The following is a 20,985-nucleotide window of genomic DNA, read 5'->3' as shown; positions in this document are numbered from 1 at the left end:
GGAGCACATATAATGCAACTAGGCACTCCGCTGTCTCAGTACTTAATCGAGGAACAACGTCTTTATCCTGAAGCCACTGGCTCATTCACTTTATTGATGAATGATATTGCATTAGCGTGCAAAACCATATCTGCCGCTGTAAGAAAAGGTGCATTGGTTGACGTTTTAGGTAATGCTGAAAGTGATAACTGCCAAGGCGAGCAGCAAAAGAAATTAGACATCATTGCTAACGACCTGTTCATAAAAAACAATATTTGGCGTGGCCACATTGCCGCGATGGCCAGTGAAGAAATGGAAGAAATTTATCCAATTCCTGAAGGTCAACCTAAGGGCAAATATTTATTAGTATTTGATCCATTAGATGGCTCAAGTAACATCGATGTTGACGGCCCAATTGGCACAATTTTCTCTATCATGCGTTCTGATAAAGAAAATCCAACAGAAGAAGATTTTCTACAAGAAGGCACACAACAAGTTTGTGCAGGTTATTGTTTATATGGCCCAGCAACAATGATCGTTATCTCAATCGGCCATGGCGTTCATGCTTTTACATTAGATCCAGATATCGGTGAGTTTGTATTAACTCATAAAGATATCCAAATCCCTGAAGAGTCTGCGGAGTACTCTATCAACCATGCAAACCGTTTGGGCTGGGAAAAACCCATGCTTCAATATGTTGAAGATCGTGAATCAGGTAAAAATGGTCCAAAAGAAAAACGCTATACAATGCGCTGGGTAGGCGCCATGGTTATGGACGTTCACCGTATTTTAATGCGTGGCGGTATGTTTGCTTATCCTATAGATGAAGGCATTCGTGCAAAAGGTGGTCGTTTACGCCTAATGTATGAAGCAAACCCTATTTCTTTCCTAGTTGAACAAGCTGGTGGTATCGCAACAACTGGTTATGACAGAATCTTAGATATTAAACCTTCTGGCTTACATCAAAGAGTCCCTGTTATCATCGGATCAAAAAGCGAAGTCACAGATATTTTGAACTACCACAAAACATACGCACAAGAGAATTCAATAAACTTTACTCATAAATGCAAACTATTCTCATAGTTTATTTTTAATAAACAGAGAGTTAACTTTTATCATGATTTTATGAGTATTTTTATCGTATAATGTGAAAGTTTTTTATAAACAATTTGAAATGAGAATAGGTATCTATGGCAACTTATAGTACAAATGAATTTAAAAGCGGCTTAAAAATCATGATCGACAATGATCCATGTAGCATTGTTGAAAATGAGATGGTTAAACCAGGTAAAGGCCAAGCTTTTAACCGTGTTCGTTATAAAAATCTTAAAACAGGTCGCGTTATTGAAAAAACTTTCAAATCAGGCGACACCGTTGAAGCTGCTGATGTTATCGATGTAGATATGGAATATCTATATAACGATGGCGAATTTTGGCACTTCATGAACCAAACAACTTTTGACCAAGTCGGCGCATCAGAATCAGCTGTAAGTGATGTTAAAAAATGGTTAAAAGAACAAGATGTTTGCGTTATTACTCTTTGGAACGGCGTACCGATCTCTGTCACTCCACCAAACTTTGTAGAATTAAAAGTTGTTGAAACAGATCCAGGCCTAAAAGGTGATACAGCAGGCACAGGTGGCAAACCAGCAACTTTGGAAACTGGTGCTGTCATTCGCGTACCTCTTTTCCTTCAAATTGATGAAGTTGTGAAAGTTGACACCCGTACAGGCGAATACGTCTCTCGCGTGAAATAATTGTTTTAGGGATATTAAAATATACATATCGGAGAATGTGATGAGTGATAACAACAATGTCGATCTCAAAAGACGACGTGTTCTGACGTTAGCGACGTCAGCAGTAGGCGGTGCAGGGGCAATGTTCCTAGCCTACCCTTTCATTGCTTCTTGGATGCCTAGCGAAAAAGCTAAAAACGCTGGTGCACCTGTAGAAGTAGATTTATCAAAACTTAAACCAGGCGAATTATTGCGTGTTGAATGGCAAGGTAAACCTGTTTGGATTTTGAGCAGAACTCCTGAGATGCTGTCTCTTTTAGAAAAAGTACCAGCAACAGATTTAGCTGATCCTGACTCTAAAATGGATCAACAGCCAAGTTATGCAACAAATGCATGGCGTTCTGAGAAGAAAGAAATCTTAGTATTAGTTGGTATTTGTACACACTTAGGCTGCTCACCAACTTATCGTCCAAATGTTGTACCCGCTGAAAACTGGATGGGTGGATTCTTCTGTCCGTGCCATGGTTCTAAGTTCGATTTAGCAGGTCGCGTTTACAAAAACGTACCAGCTCCTACTAACCTAATCGTTCCAAGCTACCAATTCTTAGAAGGCAATCGTCTAATTATCGGTCAAGATAAGGAGAGCGCATAATGGCATTTCAAGAAAATAGTTCTCAAAAAGGCATTGTTGGCTGGATCGACAATCGCTTACCTGTTGTTGAAGCAACTCGTAAACACATGACACAATACTATGCACCTAAAAACTTCAACTTCTTGTATGTTTTTGGTGTTTTATCTATGGTGGTATTGGTTAACCAAATCATCACAGGTATTTGGTTAGTAATGCACTATGTGCCAGATGCAACATTAAGCGAAACAGGCATGCCTATTGCTTTTGCATCTGTTGAAACTGCAATCATGCGTGACGTTGATTGGATGTGGCTCATACGATATATGCATGAAGTTGGTGCATCCATGTTCTTCGTTGTCGTTTATATCCACATGTTCCGTGGTTTAATGTACGGCTCATACCGTAAACCTCGTGAATTAGTATGGATCTTCGGCATGCTGATCTATCTATTATTGATGGCTGAAGCATTCATTGGCTATGTTTTACCATATGGTCAAATGTCTTTCTGGGGCGCACAAGTAATCATTTCATTGTTTGGTGCAATCCCTTACGTTGGTGATACTTTATTAGAATTCATCCGTGGTGACTTTGTTATCTCTGCTGCAACTGTGTCTCGTTTCTTTGCATTGCACGTTATTGCATTGCCATTGGTATTGGTATTCCTAGTAATTGGCCATATTTTGGCACTTCACCATGTTGGTTCAAACAACCCAGACGGTATCGAAATCAAAGATCATTTAGATGAAAATGGTAAACCATTAGATGGCATCCCATTCCATCCTTACTATTCTGTACATGATACTTTTGCAGTTGGTATTTTCTTAATCATCTTTGCATTGATCGTATTCTATGCACCAGAAATGGGTGGTTTCTTCTTAGAAAAACCAAACTTTGAACCAGCAAACCCATTGGCAACACCAGCACATATTGCGCCAGTATGGTATTTCACTCCTTTCTACTCTGTTTTACGTGCAATCCCATCATGGTTTGGTACACAAATTTGGGGTGTGATTGGTATGGGTGGTGCTATTGCTGTATTGTTCTTATTACCTTGGTTGGATCGTAGCCCAGTTAAATCTATCCGTTACAAAGGACCATTAACAAAAATCTTACTCGTATTATTTGTTATCTCTTTCTTAGTATTAGGATATTTGGGTGTTCTTCCAGCGACAGAAGGCAGAACTTTAGTTGCAAGACTCTGTACTGTTTACTACTTTGCATTCTTCTTATTGATGCCAATTTGGAGCAAATTAGATAAAACTAAACCAGTGCCAACAAGGGTGACAATGAAATGAAAAAATTAAAACTTTTATTAATTACGCTTTCATTAATGTCGGCTACAGTTGCAAATGCAAATGACTCTTTGCCTCCTGTAAATATCGATGTTAATGACAAAGCATCATTACAAAATGGTGCTGAATTATACATGCAATATTGCCACAGCTGTCACTCGTTGGAATTCCAACGTTATAACGTGACTGGCCGCGACATCGGCATGACTGATGATTCTGTTAAAGAAAATTTAATTAAAACTGGTAGCTTTTCTACTCGTGATAATGAATATGAATCTGCCAAAGTTGGCGATTTAATGAAATCATCAATGCATCGTAACGATTCAAATCTATGGTTTGGTAAAGCACCACCTGATTTATCAACCATTACTCGTGCTAGAGATGGCAACCCTAATGCGGGGCTTTATGACCGTAAAGATGGTGCTGACTATATTTACTACTATTTGAATTCATTTTACTTAGATAATGACCGCCCTGTTGGCGTGAATAACATCGCTTTCCCAAGCGTTGGTATGCCGCACGTTTTAGTTGAACTTCAAGGCGAGTATAAACCTGTATATGAAGATCGTTTACCTGCTGGCTGTACAGCAGCTGATGATTCAGCATGTAAAATGGAAACTGTAGTTGTAGGTACAGAATTGGTTAAACCAGGTAAAATGACTCCTGAAGAATACCAAGCTGCAACACGCGACATCGTTAACTTCTTATCTTATGTGGCTGAACCTGCTCAGATTAAAAGAGCTAAATATGGCCCATGGGTAATCTTATTCTTGGTGGTATTCACAGCATGTGCTTACTTCATGAATAGAGAATACTGGAAAGATGTTAAATAGTATGTAATTCGGGGAATGGGCTATCTATAGGTAGCCCATTCTTTTCATTTTGTTTGTCGAGTAAGGAAATAAAATGTCTACACGTCGTTCAGGTTTTACACTCTACCAAGAAAATGCTTCATTAGATGCAGATCGCATTGCTATTACATTATTAGAAAAAAATATTTTAAGCGATGCTGTTTATGTTGATATCACAAACCCGCCAGAAGAACTGCTAGATATCAATCAACAATTAATCCTGCCAACCTTAGAAACAAAAGAAGTTACCCTCTATTATTCTAGTATCATCTTAGAATTTCTAGATGAACGCTTCCCTCACCCACCTTTATTGCCACATGATCCAATCAATCGTGGAAAATTTAGACTAATTTTAAAACGCATTATCCATGAATGGTACCCGCTTTTAGAAAAAGTGATCAAAAAAGGCGAAGCCGATAAAAAATCCAGTAAAGCCATTAATGATCTTCTTTTGCGCTATGATCCATTATTTGAAGGTAACATCTATTTTCAAGGCAATGAATTCAGCATGATCGATGCATCATTAGCACCATTTTTCTGGTACCTTAAACTTTATCAAATTGATGTACCCGAAAAAGCAACTGCAACTAAAGAATACAGTACTAATATCTTGAACAGAGAGAGCGTTCAACATTACTACAAGAAAGGATAAATTATGATGACTTCAAATAAGCCATACATCATTCGTGCATTTTATGAGTGGATTTTAGACAACAATGTCACACCATACATTGCGATTGATGCTACCTTGCCTTATGTTGAAGTACCTGAACAATATATCTCTGAAGGCAAAATTATTTTAAATCTTTTGCCTTCAGCCATTCATAATTTAACGATTGGTAATGAATGGATATCATTTTCAACACGTTTTAGCGGCGTTTCAGTGGATATTAATGTTCCAATCGGATCAGTCATCGCTATTTATGCTCGCGAAAATGGCCATGGCATTGAGTTCCCACCAGAACCACTGACAGAAGACCCTTTTATCAAAGAAGAGGATGTTAAAAGCACCAAAAAAGAGACATCACCATTGTCTGTCGTGAGCAAGGAAGATAAAGCTGAACCTAAAAAATCTTCTGCAAAAAAATCAACAACTAAAAAAAACAATACTAAGAAACCTAGTTTAACCATTGTTGAGTAATTACTTTCATAATTGGAAGTTATTATGCCAGCTCTGCCCCGTGTTGTTATCTTAACTGGTGCAGGTATTTCTGCCGAATCAGGCATCCGTACATTTAGGGCTACCGATGGATTATGGGAAGAACATCGCATTGAAGATGTTGCAACACTAGAAGGTTTTCTAGCCAATCCTGAATTAGTTCAACGATTTTACAATGAACGCAGGCAATATCTTAAGCATCCCAATGTGAAACCAAATCCTGCCCATTTCACATTAGTGGAATTAGAAAAAGCTTTGGGTAAAAATTTTTTACTTGTCACACAAAATGTGGATGATCTTCATGAACGCGCTGGCAACCAAAATTTAATTCACATGCATGGTGAGCTTTTAAAAGTTCGCTGTATAACCACAGATCAAATCTACGACTGGCATGATGATATTACAGAAAATTCACTATGTGAATGTTGTCAAACTGCAACACTTCGCCCACATATTGTTTGGTTTGGTGAAATACCATTAGAAATGGACTATATTTATAATCAATTAGCACATGCTGATTACTTTATCTCAATCGGCACATCAGGTAATGTTTATCCTGCCGCAGGTTTTATGAGCTATGCAAAATCCCATGGTGCACACACTGTAGAACTTAATTTAGAGCAAACTTTAGGCACATCACAATTTGATGAATCTCATCAGGGTTTAGCCAGCAAAATTGTGCCTGAATATATTGAACTGTTTTTACAAAATCTCAGATCATAAAAAAGCTGCATAATGCAGCTTTTAATATTCATAATTAGATCATTACACTCAATACAACATTTTGCCCCGCAGGCAAAATATGAAGTGAACTCAGTGTAACTAAATTAATTACTTCTTGTTATTGAACATTTCTAATGATTTAACGATCTCTTTTTCAGCATCTTCACGAGTACCAAAACCATCTAATTTAACCCATTTGCCTTTTTCCAAACCTTTGTAGTTTTGGAAGAAGAATTCGATTTGCTTAACCAATAATTCTGGTAAATCTTCGATTGATTGAATATTGTCATACATTGGGCATAATTTTGATACAGGTACAGCGATCAATTTCGCATCGCCGCCTGATTCATCTGTCATGTTCAACATACCTAAAGGACGAGCACGCACAACACAACCGTGAATCAATGGAAATGGCGTTACAACTAAAACATCCAACGCATCGCCATCATCACACAATGTTTGCGGAATATAACCATAGTTTGCTGGGTAACGCATATTTGTACCCACAAAACGATCAACCCATACTAAATCATCTTCGATTTCGTATTTAACAGGATCAGATTCCGCAGGAATCTCGATAATACAGTTGAAATCCTCTGTAATTTTGCTTAAATCTTTAGCAGCTGGGATTGAATCAAAGCTCATATATAACCTCTATTTTATGATGAAAAATCAGAAACGCGTTATTATACATTTTTATATCCCCAACTTCCATGAAACAAAAGGTACAAAATGTTCTCTCGTTTAGTTTTATTACTACCAGGCACTGTCAATTATGCAAAGTTTGAGCATTTCTTTCAAAAGAATGACTATATCATTGCCGTAGATGGCGGCATTGAGCACAGTGAACCATTGAACATCACACCTCATTTGTGGGTGGGCGATTTTGACTCCTGTCAATCAGAAAACAAAATGCAGTTTGCCCACATTCCAACGGAAGTATTCCCCACAGATAAAGATCTACTGGATACAGAGATCGCATTGAATAAAACTAAAGATCTCAACATTCATAACTGCGTGATGATTGGTGGAATGGGCGGAAGATTGGATCACCAATTGAGTTTATTCATGCTGTTAATCAATCATCCTGAATTACATTTCATTCATACAGATGGCGACACAGAACTCTATTCTCTAAACAATAGGATAGAACGCTCTATTGAAGCGAATTTTTACAAGCACGTTAGCATTATTCCTATTACAGAACTGGAAAATGTCACCATTAGTAATGTAAAGTGGCCATTGAAAAATGTATTACTGAAACCAGGTAGAGGCTTTTCCATCAGTAACGAACCGATAGAACAGTATATTCACTATTCCCAAGAAAAGGGACTCGGCTGGCTAATTCTCACCAACTAGTTCAATTGTCTTTCGATATATAAAAGTGTATATTACGCATTTATCCAATCTTTAAAGTGGAGTTCGTATGAAAAAACAATTGATCGTAACAACCCTGCTTGCATCTTTATTTGCAACAGCCAACGCAGAAGAAATTATGGTTTCAGCAGCTGCAAGCTTAACAGATGCTTTTAGCACCATCGCTAAAAACTATGAAAAAGCCTATCCTGAAGATCAAGTGTTACTAAATTTTGCAGGCTCAGGCGCATTATTACAACAAATGGAAAATGGTGCGCCCGTAGATGTATTTGCTTCAGCCGATCAAACAACAATGGATAAAGCTGTCGAAAAAGGCTTAATCAAAGACGGTACTCGCAAAACTTTTGTCAAAAATACTCTTGTCATTGTTGTGGGTAAAGACAGTCAATTATCACTACAATCACTGGATGATTTGAAACATGCTGATGTTCGCCAGATTGCGCTAGCCAATCCTGCAAGTGTTCCTGTTGGTCGTTATACAAAAGGTGTTTTAGAAGCTGCAAATTTATGGATAGATTTATCCCCCAAGTTCATTGAAACAGAAAGCGTTCGCCAATCATTAGCATATGTTGCACAAGGTGAAACTGATACAGGTTTTGTTTATGGTACAGATGCCGCCATTCTCAAAGACGAAGTTAAAGTCGCATTGACCGTACCAACACAAAAAGAAATTTCTTATCCAATTGCTTTAACTAAAGAAAGCAAAGACGGCAGCTCACGCTTTTATGAATTCATTTTCACACCAGAAAGCCAACAAGTTCTCGAAAATTACGGATTTACAAAACCTTAATGCTCGATTCAATTTACCCGATTTTAGTACTAACACTTAAAGTTGCTGGCTTAGCAACTTTGATTGGCTCTGTACTCGGTATTTTAATCGGGTTCTTCTTAGCCCGAACCAATTTTTGGGGCAAAAATTTATTAGATACAATCTTAACGCTGCCAATGGTATTACCGCCGACTGTTTTAGGTTATTACCTATTAACTTTAATTGGGCAAAAAAGTTGGTTTGGCCAATGGTTGGATGCAACTTTTGGCATTCGTTTAATTTTTACATGGCAAGCTGCAGTTATTGCAGCAACAATTGTGGCATTTCCACTCATATTAAAACCTGCTCGTGCGGCATTTGAAGATGTTAACCGAGAATATGAACAAGCTGCAAGCATGTTAGGCATTTCTCGCACTGCAATTTTCTTTCGTGTCACATTGCCGTTGGCATGGCGCGGAATCTTATCAGGAATTTTATTAGCATTTGCACGCGCATTGGGTGAATTTGGCGCAACATTAATGGTGGCAGGTGCAACACAAAAAACTCAAACTTTGTCTATTGCCATTTATCGTGCTTACAATTCATTTGACTATAAAACAGCCAATTATTTAGTTCTGTTAACATCTCTTGTCTGTATTGCCATTTTGATGGCCGCAACATTTTTGAATCCGCGTAAACCGAGGGCATAGAATGAACATTGATTTTTCCATTCATAAAACTCTCACGGCTTATAAACGCTCTTTTACATTAGATGTTGCTTATCAAACAAAAGCTGATCGTTTGGTCATTTTGGGTGCTTCTGGCTCTGGAAAAAGCGTTTTACTCAAAACAATTGCAGGATTAATCACGCCAGATTCAGGCAAGATTATTTTACAAAATCGTTGTTTATTTGATTCCACAAATAAAATTAATCTTAAACCACAGCAAAGATCTTTAGCATACTTATTCCAAAGTTATGCCCTATTTCCACATCTAAATGTAGCGCAAAATATTAGCTTTGCCTTGCATCATTCAATTTTCAATGGAAGAAAGCATGCCGTTGATGAAAAAGTACAGTATTGGCTGGAGCTTTTTAAGCTGGAAGGCATACAATTTCAATATCCTGATGAAATTTCTGGCGGACAAAAACAGCGAGTCGCCCTTGCCCGTGCTTTAATTGTGAATCCTAAAGCAATCCTGTTGGATGAGCCATTTTCTGCATTGGATACGAATCTTCGCGCAATCATGCGCAAAGAGCTTGCTGAAGTGCAAGAAAAGCTCAAAATCCCCATGATATTAATCACCCATGATCCTGAAGATGCCAAAGTTTTTGGCGATGCTATTATTGAAATTGACCATGGCCAAATTTTAAAAACTTCTTAACGACTCTTTTCATCCTAGTGAATAACTCATACAATGAAGGCTTAATTCATATTTTGAGTAGAGAATGAATCATTACTTAGCGTTTTTAATGGTGGGATTAGGTGGCGGCTTAGGTGCAATGAGTCGACATTTCACCGCGCTAATTATCAATCGCTATTGGCAACAATCTTTTCCTTTGGCAACTTTTTCCATCAATATTTTAGGATCATTTCTCATTGGATTTTTTGCTGCATGGTTATTGCCTAAAATTGGGCAAGATACTTTTTTGAAGTATCTATTGATCACTGGATTTTGCGGTGGTTATACAACTTTTTCAACATTCTCTATTGAAAATTTGCAATTAATCCAAGAAGGCAAATTTTTTACGCTGTTTTTTTACATGAGCAGTAGTATCATTTTAGGCATTGCCTTTGCAATGTGCGGCGTATTCGTTGGTCGCACTATCTCTTAAATTTTAGCTTTAAAGTTCACATGAAAAAACCATTTCCAGAATCGTTATTGAACCAAATCCGCATCGTTATGGTGCGTACTTCTCACTCAGGCAATATTGGCGCAGCAGCTCGTGCTATGCGCGTAATGGGCTTATACAATCTTGTATTGGTTGAGCCTAAACAATTTCCTAGCCAAGAAGCAATCTCTTTAGCAAGCGGCGCGGTCGATGTCTTAGAGAGCGCGATCGTTGTACCAACATTAGAAGAAGCACTGAAGGATTGCCAAATTGCCTATGCAACCACTGCTCGTCCTCGTTATATCTCATCTAAGCTTCACACTGTTGAGGAAGCAGCAACAGAAGCCCTTCAAGGCATTAAAAATGAAGGACAAAAAATTGCTTTTGTATTTGGCACAGAACGCACAGGTTTAACCAATGAAGAGATTGATCTTTGCCAACGAATGATGACTATCCCAAGTGAAAACAGCTACAATTCGCTAAATATCAGCGCTGCAATTCAAGTGGTGAGCTATGAGCTTCATAAAGCGCATAAACAAGCATTAGAATTGCCTTTAATTCAAGCCACAGAAACAACTGATGAATTAGCAACTGGCGAAATGCGCGAGGGCTTCTACGAACAATTACAGGACATTCTATTCCAAACAGAATTTTTAGATCCTAGCGAACCTAAAAACATCATGAAAAAGATTCGTCATTTATTCCAAAAACGTGATTTAACAGCACAAGAGATTCATTTATTGCGCGGGATTTTAACGTCTTTGAATAGGAAGATTAACAATGATTAAGTACATCAAAGAAGACATTCAAACCATCCACGCAAAAGACCCTGCTGCACGCAATACATTAGAAGTACTAGTGGCTTATCCAGGCTTATGGGCTTTATGGGGACATAGAATTTCCCATTATCTATGGAATCACCGCTTAAAATTAATTGCGCGCTGGCTATCTACTGTCACCAGATTTTTAACAGGCATCGAAATTCATCCAGGTGCTAAAATTGGTCGCAGATTCTTCATTGATCATGGCATGGGCGTTGTCATTGGTGAAACTACAGAAATTGGCGATGATTGCACGTTATATCACGGTGTAACATTGGGCGGCACAAGTTTACATGAAGGTAAACGCCATCCTACTTTAGGTAACAATGTCATCATTGGCGCAGGCGCTAAAATCTTGGGGCCAATCACTTTGGGAGATAATGCAAAAGTGGGATCCAATTCAGTTGCCACTAAAGACATTCCTGAAAACTCTACTGCTGTTGGTATTCCTGCTCGTGTGATCAAAAAAGATACCATTACTGCGGAAATTTCTAATAAATTATTTACAGCTTATGGTGTTGAAAATGATACGCCAGATCCTGCAGCAACTGCAATTAATCTGCTATTGGATCACATCCAAAGTTTAGATGACAGTTTAAAGAATATTTGCAAAGAACTGGAAGAACAAAACATTCAAATTTGTACAAAAGTACCTAACTTGCCACAAAAAGAGTTAAAAGATTTTGAAGCCTTCAATCCAACTGAAAAATAATATTTCTTATTAAATGCACATAACAAAAAAGGTTAGAAAACTTCTAACCTTTTTTTAAATTTTTTTATTGAAGCTAATTTCAGCTTAAAATTATTTACTTCTTATCTTTATCTGATGCTAACTCATCGATAACTTTCTCAACATCTTCTTTAGCTTCTTCTTTAACATCTTCTGCTTTATCAGTAGCTTTTTCTGTTAAATCTTTCGCATCTTCTTTGATATCTTCAATCTTTTCAGCAACATCTTCTTTAATTTCTTGTGCAGTTTCTTTAGCTTCTTCAACTTTATCAGCCACTTTTTCTGCAACATATTCTGCCTTGTCTACAACTGCTTCTTTAACATCAGCAGCAACTTTAGATGCTTTCTCTACAACTTCATCTTTAGCATCTTCAGCTTTATGTGCAAGTTCGCCAAATTGCGTATCAGCATCTATGACTAAAACTTTAAATTTTTCTTTTAAAGTAGACATCTCATTTTTGCTCATGTGCTGATAAAGATCTTTTAAATCTGTACCAATTTTATGCAACATATTTTCACTTTCAGCGAAATGCTCTGTCTGCTGCTTCAGTTTTTCTTTCACTTCGTCCAACTCGCTGTTTAACTTAGCCACAACATCAGAGTTAGAATTACCCAAACGGCCAACAATCAAACCGATCACAATCCCTGCAACACCGCCCAAAATAAATGCGATTAAATATTCACCCATATTATAAACTCCCTAACTATAGTTGATAGATCATTAAACCATAAATACGATCTTTAATTATACTATTCATAAACATTTAAAATTAATTATTTTCGCCCATTACGAAAACTTATTGATTTTAAAAATACAAAAACCAATTATTGGTTGAAAACTCTAGCCTAACTCCATACAATGATCTGCTTTCTTTTTAAAATTGTGTCTTTTATATGAAAATCCTAATTTTAGGCGCAGGACAAGTTGGCTCTAACGCCGCAAATATTCTCTCGCAAGAGTCAGAACATGATGTGACAATTGTTGACTCAGATGCCGCTGTTTTAGCGAATCTCCAAGATCGCTATGATATTAGAACCGTTGTCGGCAATGCTTCTCTTCCTCATATATTAGATGAAGCAGGCGCAAAGGAGACGGACATAATCATTGCTGTGACATCCAGCGATGAAGTTAATATGATCGCCTGTCAATTAGCACACACTTTATTCAATGTTAGATTAAAAATTGCACGCATCCGCTCTCAATCCTATATTGAATATGCTGATATTTTTGGCCATGAATTAGAAAAAGCATTCAATATTGATGTCATTATTAGCCCTGAAATTTTAGTCAAAGAGCGCTTAAAAAATATTATTAACTTACCAGGCGCACAACAAGTATTAAGATTTGATCGCGGACGCGTATTAATTGTCGCAGCAGAAGCTGAAGAAGGTGGTCGATTAGTTGGCTCCCCTATTAAAACCTTACCAGAGCATTTACCCAATATCGATGTTCGCATCGTAGCTGTATTTAGAGGTGATGAAGCCCTAGAATTAAGCGGTGAAACTATCATTTTGGAAGGTGATGAAGTTTATTACCTATGTCACCAAAAACACGCCAAACTAGTGATGGCAGAAATCCGACCATCCACCAAAATTGCGAAAAAAGTGATGATTGCAGGTGGCGGAAACATTGGCTATCGTTTAGCAAGTGCATTAGAAGAAGATCTACGCGTTAAAGTCATTGAAGTTGATAAAAACAATGCTGCTCGCTTAACTTCTCATCTCAAACATGCCTTAATTTTAAATGGTGATTGCACAGACGAATCATTACTTTATGAAGAAAATATTGATCAAGTTGATGTTTATTGTGCTGTCACAGAAGATGAACAAACTAATATTTTATCCAGCATGCTTGCAAAGCGCTTAGGTGCAAAGCGTGTAATCACCTTAATTAACCGAAGTGCATTTGTTGATTTAGTGGAAAATGAATCCAACATCGATATCGCTTTTTCTCCACAACAAGTAACCTTGGGCGTATTATTAACCTACATCCGTAAAGGTGATGTGGTTCAGCTCTACTCATTAGGCACAGGTGATTTAGAAGCTTTTGAAATTATTGCACATGGTACACCTGAAACATCAAAGATTATTGGGAAAGTTGTAGATGACATCGACTGGCCTGAAGGTATAACTTTAGCTGGGATCATTCGCAGACAACAAGTCATCGTATCCCACAGAACATCAGTGATAGAAGAAAATGACCACATGATCTTCTTCATTTCAAATAAGCAAAGCATTCCTGATTTGGAATTCCTTTGCCAAATCAAAGGTAATAATGATTAACATGTCAGTAGGAGTTTATTAATGAGTAAAGTGAACAAAGTTGTTCTAGCCTATTCTGGTGGCTTAGATACATCTGTCATCCTAAAATGGTTGCAAGATGAATATCAATGTGAAGTTGTAACATTCACAGCTGATTTAGGCCAAGGCGAAGAAGTAGAGCCAGCACGTGCTAAAGCACAGGCAATGGGCGTTAAAGAGATTTACATTGATGATTTACGTGAAGAGTTTGCACGTGATTTCATTTTCCCAATGTTCCGCGCAAATACAATCTATGAAGGCGAGTACTTATTAGGTACTTCTATCGCTCGTCCATTGATTGCAAAGCGTTTAGTGGAAATTGCCAACGAAACCAATGCAGATGCAATCTCTCATGGCGCAACTGGTAAAGGTAATGACCAAGTTCGTTTTGAATTAGGCGCATACGCATTAAAACCAGATGTTAAAGTCATTGCACCTTGGCGTGAATGGGATTTAATGTCTCGTGAAAAGTTGTTGAACTATGCTGAAAAGAACAATATCGCTATTGATCGTGGTGGTAAAAAATCTCCATATTCAATGGATGCAAACTTGTTACACATCTCTTATGAAGGTTTAGTATTGGAAGATCCATGGACTGAACCAGAAGCTGACATGTGGCGCTGGACTGTTTCTCCTGAAGAAGCACCTAACGAACCAACATACATCGAATTAACATTTGAAAAAGGTGACGTTGTTGCAATCGATGGCGTTGCAAAATCACCAGCAACAGTGATGGAAGAGTTGAATAAAATCGCTGGAGCAAATGGTATTGGTCGTGTTGATATCGTTGAAAACCGTTATGTTGGTATGAAAGCACGTGGTTGCTACGAAACACCAGCGGGTACAGTAATCTTGAAAGCTCACCGTGCAATCGAATCGATCACTTTAGATCGTGAAGCTGCTCACTTGAAAGATGAAATGATGCCTCGTTATGCATCATTGATCTATAATGGTTACTGGTGGAGCCCAGAGCGTGAAATGTTACAAGCTGCAATCGACAAATCACAAGAGCACGTTTCAGGCGTTGTGCGCTTAAAATTATACAAAGGCAATGTCATCGTTGTTGGCCGTAAATCTGATGAATCATTGTTTGATGAAAGCATCGCAACATTTGAAGATGATGCTGGTGCATATGATCAAAAAGATGCAAGCGGCTTCATTAAATTGAACGCATTGCGTTTACGCACTGCCGCTAAGCGTAAAGCAAAATAATTGCTGATGAGTTAGATTTAAAAGAACCTGCTTCGGCAGGTTTTTTATTGATACTATTTCACACTCAATCTAAACTTATTAAAAAAAAATTCTGTTTATTTCTTTAACCTATTGAATTTGTAAATAAAGAACTAGCTATCTGAGTATCAAACAAAAAATCAAAACTAAACACAAAAGGATATAAAAAGGCTTGATACCAAGTAAAATCAATTGTAGTACTAATCATTTCAGGAACAATAAATAATCTAAAAACAATTATATAAATACTAAGAACAATAATTAAACGAATTAAAGTCCAAATGATTTTTGTTAAAGTTCTATTAAAAGACCCCCTTGTGATTGTATATGCAACTTCACTAGCACTTTGCCCAAACCAATCATTCATTAATTTTGAAAAGAATGATAACTCTTTAATTTTATTGTTGGCTTCTCTGTATACCTCATTGTATATTTTGTCATAAATATATTGTTTAATATTTCCTTTGTAATGAAAGATAAACAATAAAAATTCAGGAATCTTTTTTATTGCTTGCCATGCCCCATATAGGACTGAAGAGAAATAAATAGAACAAACAGTAAATATTACAGTATCTTTGTTTGCAAATAATGGCAGGACATATACACCCAAAAGTAGCAGGGCTGCATTAATGATCACATTTGTCAACTGAACCAGTTCTAATGATATAAAAACTTTATTTATTTCCAATACAGACTTATTTATTCCTTCATGAATCGACTCTGTAACTTTACCTTCTACTATTCGTTTTACAGTTAATTTTCCAATAAAAATGCCTCCAGAAATTATAAGAGGGATTTGCAACATTCAACCATTCCTTTTTTAACAATTATAACGATATGATAATTTTTATTAATTAATATATAATTTCATAAGCAAATATTATGAGTGCAGTATTATATGAAAACTTACAGCATTTTCAATATAAAATAACCCTAGTTATCTATTCTTAAATAGATCTTCACTCGTAAATATATCATTCATTCTCTCATCTATAATTGCCTCAACTAATTTAGATCCAATTTTTACAGTTGGTATATTTTCCATGCAATCCTCTATTATATTACCCACCAAAGCTAGTTCTTTATCAGTATACTTTGTTAAATGTATATTAACTTCTGAATGAACATCAAAATTGAATGAAGGCTCAATATCTCCATTAATAACCTTTTCTAATTGCTCTAAGGCCATCTTGTCATCATCATTCATATAGTATTCCTTTATTTACTTAGTTGAAATACAAAATTATACAAGAAGGCTTCCTATAGTGGTCAACTAATTTCAGACCTCATTATAATAGAGGTGTTTGCTAATAATATTTCTCGTTGATTCTGTGATAATCCATCATGGCACTGATGAGACATAAGCTGATTGTAATAGCCATGAATTGAACTTTAAATAGATAATGATAAGCAATCTGATTTTGCCACCCATTCTATTTTAAACTATTGAAGAATCTTTCCATTAGCTCATTATCCCAACAATTACTGCAACGACTTAGACTTTGCTTATATTATAGCACCACAGAAATTCATAAATATTTCACTGGCATAATGACTGTCTGAAAGTTTTAAGATGATAATTTATGAGTTTACGGTGAGAGTACACTGTACTCTTATTAACTTTAAATATGCTACATAGATCTGCCAAAGCATAACTCGATAAGCTCTGAATTAAAAATGATTTTTCCACACATCCGATATTATAAAGCTATGTACAAAAGAAATTTTGAGTAGAATTATTTGGATGCCACAAACTTAAATAATATAAAGGCTATCACTAATGCCACAATGATCGGCAAAATTGCACCAGCAATGGGTGGATAGCCGAAAATCAATATTGTATGACTTAGAATTCTTGTCGCGAGATAAATGATCAAACCAATCATAATACCTAAGAAAATCCGCATCCCTAAATTACCTTGGCGGTTTTGTGAGAAGATCAATGGTGCAACAATGACAAGCATTACAAAATTCATTAATGGGCTAAAAACTTTCGTCCAAAATGCCAAACGATATTCTGCACTATCTAAGCCATTATCATCCATATAACGAATGAAGCGCCATAAATTTTTAATGGATAAGTTTTCAGGTTTCGCAATCAAGGCATCTAAAATCTTTTGATCAATTAAATTGGGAAATGTCACATGTTCTTGAGATGACCGAGCAATTTCCCCTTCATTAAATGTCATCGTTGTCACATCTGACATCACCCAATCACGGCGATTTAAACTTGCCTCTGGTGCTTGAATGATATTTTTAATCGTTTGCCCTTCTATATCAAACATCGTGATATTTTTTAAATCACCATCATGAATCGCAGATACATTTAAAATTTCCGCATTAGATATTGCCCAAAAGCCATCCTGAACAACACCTTTATTGTTCTGCTTATTTTGATAAGATTCTGCTTTAACAGAACTTTCTGGAATCACACTTTCACTCAGAAAAATTGAAAATATACTCATGATAATGACAGTGAAAATGGCGCCACGCAATATTCTGAATTTACTCAAACTAGCTGCGCGCATTACTGTTAATTCATTAGTAGATGCTAGCTGACCCAATCCAATCAAAATACCCAATAATAATCCCATTGGGATCATGCGATTTAAACGCACAGGCAAATCATATAAAAGATACAACAGAACATCAGAAACTTGGTAATTCTCTGGCCCAACATCTCCAAGTTCATTTAAAAATGTAAAAAATGTCTCAATGATCGATAGCAATACCAAACTGCCAATCACAGTGATAAAAGTTGTCCATAAAATATAGCGATCTATTTTTATCATCATTACATCCGCTTACTGAATCGATATGCAATCACAGCTGCGCCTGCCAACATTACAACATGCACCCACCATAATCCTAACCATGATGGCAACATTCCTTTTCGCATCCATGTTTGAGCTAGATTCAATAAGTTAAAATAGATCACATAAATAAAGATTGCCGCCAATAAATTACCAAATCGCCCTTGTCTTGGCCCAGAATGAGCCAATGCAGGAATCATCACAACCAAAACTAATATGCTAATCGCTGACGAAAAGCGTCGCTCAAACTCACGCTGATATAATACATTTCCTAAATTACTAGTAATTTCACTTGTTGAAAATGCAGCCATTTTAGGTATGACATTTTCTCCGCTACCATCTAATCTTAAAATAATCTCTTCATATTCTAAAATATCTATCGAGCCATCTTTGGCAAATGTATAACGCTTACCATCATTCAAAACCAAAAATCGTGCGCCTGACTGAGGCTCAATCTCTTGCCGACCTGTTTTAGCCAACGTAATGGCATATTCACCAGCATTGCCTAAAGTTTTAATGAAGACATCTTTGATTTGTTGCTGATCATCAGAAATTTCACGCGTATAAACGATATTTTTCCCACGCGATAATTCTTTAAAAGTCCCTGCTTTCACTATTGTTAATTGCGCTTCTTCTCGTGCTTGTTGCTGTATATCATGGAAGCGAAGCGAAAAATGCGGAATCAAGAAAAAATTCAACAAAAGTAAAATTGCCGCCAATGGCATAGCAAGTTGAAATAACAGTCGATACAAGGTAGATAACGGCATACCTAAAGCAAACATCGCCGTCATTTCTGAATCTTTATATAATCGCCCAAATGCTACGATCGATGCTAAAAGAAAACTCAACGGCACCAGTTCTGCCACAAAACGCAAAACCTGTATGCCAATCATTGATAAAATAACATTTGGAGAAATTCCGCCACTCATCACTTCATTAAGCATCAACGCTAAACGCTGCACCAATAAAATGGCCAAAAGTACAACTAATGTTGCACTGAATGTGAACAGTATCTCCTTTGAGATATAGTGGCGGATAATGCGCATCTATTATTCCTTAGACAAGGTTTGACGATCGCTATAGAACTTGCGTTTAAATTCTTGGAATTTGCCTGCATCTAAACTATCACGAACTTCTTGCATCAATTGTAAGTAGTAATGAATATTATGGATACTGTTTAAATGTGCGCCCAAAAGCTCTTTTGTTTTATCCAAATGACGCAAATAACTGCGTGAGAAATTCTGACATGTATAACATGTACAGCTTGGGTCCACTGGACTGGTATCAAATTTGTATTTTTCATTACGAATACGAACATCACCAAAACGCGTAAACAAATGGCCATTGCGAGCATTACGCGTTGGCATTACACAGTCAAACATATCAATACCGCGTGCTACGCCTTCCACCAAATCTTCAGGCTTACCAACGCCCATTAAATAACGTGGTTTATCTGCACGCATTTGTGGTGTTAAATGCTCCAAAATACGATGACGCTCTTCCATTGGCTCACCAACGGCCAAACCGCCTACTGCATAACCATGGAAATCAATATCTAACAATGCGTCAACTGAACGTGTTCTTAATTCTTCATGCATCCCGCCTTGAATGATTCCAAACAATGCATTCGGATTACCTTCAAAAGCATCTTTGGAACGTTTTGCCCAGCGCATGGACATTTCCATCGATTTACGTGCCGTTTCATAATCCGCAGGATAGGGTGTACATTCATCGAATGCCATGACAATATCAGAACCTAAACGACGTTGGATTTCCATGGATGTTTCAGGATCTAAAAAACATTTACGACCATCAAATGGCGATCTAAATGTGACACCTTCTTCTGTGATTTTACGAAGCTCTGCCAATGAAAACACTTGGAAACCGCCTGAATCCGTTAAAATCGGTTTATCCCATTTCATGAAGTCATGTAAATCACCATGCGCATTAATCACATCCAATCCTGGGCGCAACCATAAATGGAATGTATTACCCAAAATGATTTGAGCATTGGCTTCTAATAAATTCTTCGGCGTTAAGCCTTTAACAGTAGCAATTGTACCTACTGGCATAAAGATTGGCGTTTCAACAACGCCTCTTTCAAATGTCAATCGACCACGGCGAGCATTGCCATCTGTCGATAATAATGAAAATTCCATGAATTCTAATGTCCTAATCTACAATAGGAATAAATATAAACCGACGATTTTAACCTTTAATCCTGATTTTTTCAGAAAAACTTCATACAATGCTTTTATTTTGTGAATGAATTATGCCAAACGTATCTTTTTATGTATTAGAAAGCAGCAATATCAATGAGTTTTATAAAACAGTCGTACAATTAACAATCAAAGCCCATGAAGCAGAAAATCAAGTGCTGATTCACAGCAATCATCCTCAAATTTTACAACCGATTGATGACTATTTATGGTCATTTTCTGAAACAAGTTTCATTCCACATGTTTTAGTGAGCAGCGATGATGAAGTGGATGATATTGACCCTATCATTTTAGCTAGCTTTGAGCCAAGTTCGCCTCAAAAAGACTTATTGATTCAATTGGCTGATCAAGTGCCTGAACATTTTAATGATTATAATCGTATTATTGAGATTCTTTACAACGAGCCAGAATATTTAGCCAAAGGACGAGAGCGCTTCAAGTTTTATCGCAAACATGGCATAGAGCCTAAAACAATTAAGCTCGCTAGATAAAATCAATCATCATAAATATCACAGAACATGATCCTTTATTCCCATTCCTCTGC

General features: G+C 36.9%; 25 protein-coding genes. 18 read left to right on the top strand and 7 right to left on the bottom strand.

What is annotated here, in order from left to right; genetic code table 11:
• The first annotated feature begins 12 nt into the window (after positions 1 to 12).
• The 8 genes from ACA100_RS08680 (at position 13) to cobB (ending at position 6,371) form a co-directional block, all read left to right on the top strand.
• Entirely contained in the window at positions 13 to 1,062 is a 1,050-nt protein-coding gene (locus ACA100_RS08680; protein WP_481077311.1) for a class 1 fructose-bisphosphatase, read from the top strand.
• A 107-nt stretch (positions 1,063 to 1,169) separates the two neighbouring features.
• Complete coding sequence (gene efp / locus ACA100_RS08675) at positions 1,170 to 1,736, top strand: elongation factor P (RefSeq protein ID WP_481077310.1); 567 nt, start codon at positions 1,170 to 1,172, stop codon at positions 1,734 to 1,736.
• A gap of 40 nt (positions 1,737 to 1,776) precedes the next feature.
• Positions 1,777 to 2,367, top strand: a complete 591-nt coding sequence (gene petA, locus ACA100_RS08670) for a ubiquinol-cytochrome c reductase iron-sulfur subunit (RefSeq protein ID WP_481077309.1) — start codon at positions 1,777 to 1,779, stop codon at positions 2,365 to 2,367.
• Entirely contained in the window at positions 2,367 to 3,641 is a 1,275-nt protein-coding gene (locus ACA100_RS08665; protein WP_481077308.1) for a cytochrome b, read from the top strand. The genes petA and ACA100_RS08665 overlap by 1 nt, the downstream gene beginning before the upstream one ends.
• Positions 3,638 to 4,471, top strand: coding sequence for a cytochrome c1 (locus tag ACA100_RS08660; RefSeq protein ID WP_481077307.1), 834 nt, complete (start codon positions 3,638 to 3,640; stop codon positions 4,469 to 4,471). Before ACA100_RS08665 ends, ACA100_RS08660 begins: the two co-directional genes overlap by 4 nt.
• A gap of 73 nt (positions 4,472 to 4,544) precedes the next feature.
• Complete coding sequence (locus ACA100_RS08655) at positions 4,545 to 5,141, top strand: glutathione S-transferase N-terminal domain-containing protein (RefSeq protein ID WP_481077306.1); 597 nt, start codon at positions 4,545 to 4,547, stop codon at positions 5,139 to 5,141.
• Between the two features lie 3 nt (positions 5,142 to 5,144).
• Positions 5,145 to 5,630 (top strand): ClpXP protease specificity-enhancing factor, encoded by a 486-nt coding sequence (locus tag ACA100_RS08650; protein WP_481077305.1) that lies wholly within the window; start codon positions 5,145 to 5,147, stop codon positions 5,628 to 5,630.
• A gap of 24 nt (positions 5,631 to 5,654) precedes the next feature.
• The gene (gene cobB / locus ACA100_RS08645; RefSeq protein ID WP_481077304.1) at positions 5,655 to 6,371 is read left to right on the top strand and encodes a Sir2 family NAD+-dependent deacetylase; all 717 of its coding nucleotides are present in this window, start codon (positions 5,655 to 5,657) and stop codon (positions 6,369 to 6,371) included.
• Positions 6,372 to 6,479: 108 nt separating this feature from the next.
• Here cobB and ppa read toward each other — a convergent pair whose 3' ends face one another.
• The gene (gene ppa / locus ACA100_RS08640) at positions 6,480 to 7,016 is read right to left on the bottom strand and encodes an inorganic diphosphatase (protein ID WP_481077303.1); all 537 of its coding nucleotides are present in this window, start codon (positions 7,014 to 7,016) and stop codon (positions 6,480 to 6,482) included.
• A gap of 87 nt (positions 7,017 to 7,103) precedes the next feature.
• Between ppa and ACA100_RS08635 the strand changes: the two genes are divergently transcribed.
• The 7 genes from ACA100_RS08635 to epsC all read left to right on the top strand — a co-directional run bounded on the left by ACA100_RS08635 (position 7,104) and on the right by epsC (position 11,860).
• A complete protein-coding gene (locus tag ACA100_RS08635; RefSeq protein ID WP_481077302.1) occupies positions 7,104 to 7,730 on the top strand; it encodes a thiamine diphosphokinase in 627 nt (208 codons plus the stop codon).
• 67 nt (positions 7,731 to 7,797) lie between these two features.
• On the top strand, positions 7,798 to 8,538 hold the full coding sequence (gene modA / locus ACA100_RS08630) for a molybdate ABC transporter substrate-binding protein (RefSeq protein ID WP_481077301.1): 741 nt from the start codon (positions 7,798 to 7,800) through the stop codon (positions 8,536 to 8,538).
• On the top strand, positions 8,538 to 9,206 hold the full coding sequence (gene modB / locus ACA100_RS08625) for a molybdate ABC transporter permease subunit (protein WP_481077300.1): 669 nt from the start codon (positions 8,538 to 8,540) through the stop codon (positions 9,204 to 9,206). Before modA ends, modB begins: the two co-directional genes overlap by 1 nt.
• Before the next feature lies 1 nt (position 9,207).
• Positions 9,208 to 9,879, top strand: coding sequence for an ATP-binding cassette domain-containing protein (locus ACA100_RS08620; RefSeq protein ID WP_481077299.1), 672 nt, complete (start codon positions 9,208 to 9,210; stop codon positions 9,877 to 9,879).
• Positions 9,880 to 9,943: 64 nt separating this feature from the next.
• Positions 9,944 to 10,330, top strand: coding sequence for a fluoride efflux transporter CrcB (crcB, locus tag ACA100_RS08615; RefSeq protein ID WP_481077298.1), 387 nt, complete (start codon positions 9,944 to 9,946; stop codon positions 10,328 to 10,330).
• Between the two features lie 20 nt (positions 10,331 to 10,350).
• Positions 10,351 to 11,115 (top strand): RNA methyltransferase, encoded by a 765-nt coding sequence (locus tag ACA100_RS08610; RefSeq protein WP_481077297.1) that lies wholly within the window; start codon positions 10,351 to 10,353, stop codon positions 11,113 to 11,115.
• Complete coding sequence (epsC, locus tag ACA100_RS08605; protein ID WP_481077296.1) at positions 11,108 to 11,860, top strand: serine O-acetyltransferase EpsC; 753 nt, start codon at positions 11,108 to 11,110, stop codon at positions 11,858 to 11,860. Before ACA100_RS08610 ends, epsC begins: the two co-directional genes overlap by 8 nt.
• A gap of 94 nt (positions 11,861 to 11,954) precedes the next feature.
• Here the strand turns inward: epsC and ACA100_RS08600 are convergent, their stop codons facing one another.
• Complete coding sequence (locus ACA100_RS08600) at positions 11,955 to 12,566, bottom strand: ZapG family protein (protein WP_481077295.1); 612 nt, start codon at positions 12,564 to 12,566, stop codon at positions 11,955 to 11,957.
• 206 nt (positions 12,567 to 12,772) lie between these two features.
• Here ACA100_RS08600 and trkA point away from each other — a divergent pair, with 206 nt between their 5' ends.
• Entirely contained in the window at positions 12,773 to 14,161 is a 1,389-nt protein-coding gene (gene trkA, locus ACA100_RS08595) for a Trk system potassium transporter TrkA (RefSeq protein ID WP_481077294.1), read from the top strand.
• A gap of 21 nt (positions 14,162 to 14,182) precedes the next feature.
• On the top strand, positions 14,183 to 15,391 hold the full coding sequence (locus tag ACA100_RS08590; RefSeq protein WP_481077293.1) for an argininosuccinate synthase: 1,209 nt from the start codon (positions 14,183 to 14,185) through the stop codon (positions 15,389 to 15,391).
• 103 nt (positions 15,392 to 15,494) lie between these two features.
• Here the strand turns inward: ACA100_RS08590 and ACA100_RS08585 are convergent, their stop codons facing one another.
• The 5 genes from ACA100_RS08585 to tgt form a co-directional block, all read right to left on the bottom strand.
• Entirely contained in the window at positions 15,495 to 16,214 is a 720-nt protein-coding gene (locus ACA100_RS08585) for a hypothetical protein (protein WP_481077292.1), read from the bottom strand.
• Positions 16,215 to 16,346: 132 nt separating this feature from the next.
• Positions 16,347 to 16,616, bottom strand: coding sequence for a hypothetical protein (locus ACA100_RS08580; RefSeq protein WP_481077291.1), 270 nt, complete (start codon positions 16,614 to 16,616; stop codon positions 16,347 to 16,349).
• Between the two features lie 529 nt (positions 16,617 to 17,145).
• On the bottom strand, positions 17,146 to 18,204 hold the full coding sequence (gene lptG / locus ACA100_RS08575) for an LPS export ABC transporter permease LptG (RefSeq protein WP_481077290.1): 1,059 nt from the start codon (positions 18,202 to 18,204) through the stop codon (positions 17,146 to 17,148).
• Positions 18,204 to 19,268, bottom strand: a complete 1,065-nt coding sequence (lptF, locus tag ACA100_RS08570; RefSeq protein ID WP_481077289.1) for an LPS export ABC transporter permease LptF — start codon at positions 19,266 to 19,268, stop codon at positions 18,204 to 18,206. Before lptF ends, lptG begins: the two co-directional genes overlap by 1 nt.
• Before the next feature lie 3 nt (positions 19,269 to 19,271).
• Positions 19,272 to 20,381 carry a tRNA guanosine(34) transglycosylase Tgt gene (gene tgt / locus ACA100_RS08565; RefSeq protein ID WP_481077288.1) on the bottom strand — a complete coding sequence of 370 codons (1,110 nt, stop codon included), beginning with the start codon at positions 20,379 to 20,381 and terminating at the stop codon, positions 19,272 to 19,274.
• A gap of 113 nt (positions 20,382 to 20,494) precedes the next feature.
• Here tgt and ACA100_RS08560 point away from each other — a divergent pair, with 113 nt between their 5' ends.
• A complete protein-coding gene (locus ACA100_RS08560; protein WP_481077287.1) occupies positions 20,495 to 20,932 on the top strand; it encodes a DNA polymerase III subunit chi in 438 nt (145 codons plus the stop codon).
• Positions 20,933 to 20,985 lie beyond the last annotated feature (53 nt).

It is taken from the genome of Wohlfahrtiimonas sp. XWW7 (genome assembly GCF_056716055.1).
Note: the sequence above shows the minus strand (reverse complement) of the source record. Positions and strands in the feature narration are given on the sequence as shown.